Raw genomic sequence first — 391 nt, 5'->3', positions numbered from 1 at the left:
GTATTAGTTTATGGTGGAGTACATTTAATCGGACTGACTGCAGTTCACGAATTCAAGACCTTTGCTTTGATTATTTTAACCAGTCTTGCTTTCATGGCGATGGTAACAGCATTGACAACCTGGAATTCTCGCCTAGGTGCCTTCTTCTCCTTAATTTTATTACTCCTTCAATTAGCATCAAGTGCAGGAACTTATCCTTTAGCTTTGACGAATCAATTCTTTAAAACTATTAATCCATGGTTACCTATGAGTTATTCAGTTTCAGGTTTACGACAAACCATTTCTATGACAGGCAATATTCATAGTCAGATTATTTTCCTTATCTTTACAGTAATGATTTTTGTTGCTTTAGGAATGCTAGCCTATCAACCTAAAAAAGCTGAAGAAGACT

Annotated in this window: 1 protein-coding gene; it reads left to right on the top strand. The window is 35.5% G+C overall.

All coding sequences use genetic code 11. From position 1 onward, the window contains the following. Positions 1-391: YhgE/Pip family protein (locus SINDD18_RS10120; protein WP_081108309.1), on the top strand; the 391-nt coding region annotated here is incomplete at both ends.

Source organism: Streptococcus infantis, from assembly GCF_001579645.1.
Classification (GTDB): domain Bacteria; phylum Bacillota; class Bacilli; order Lactobacillales; family Streptococcaceae; genus Streptococcus; species Streptococcus infantis_E.
The sequence above is the reverse complement of the archived record's forward strand: the minus strand, read 5'-3'. Positions and strand labels throughout refer to the sequence as shown.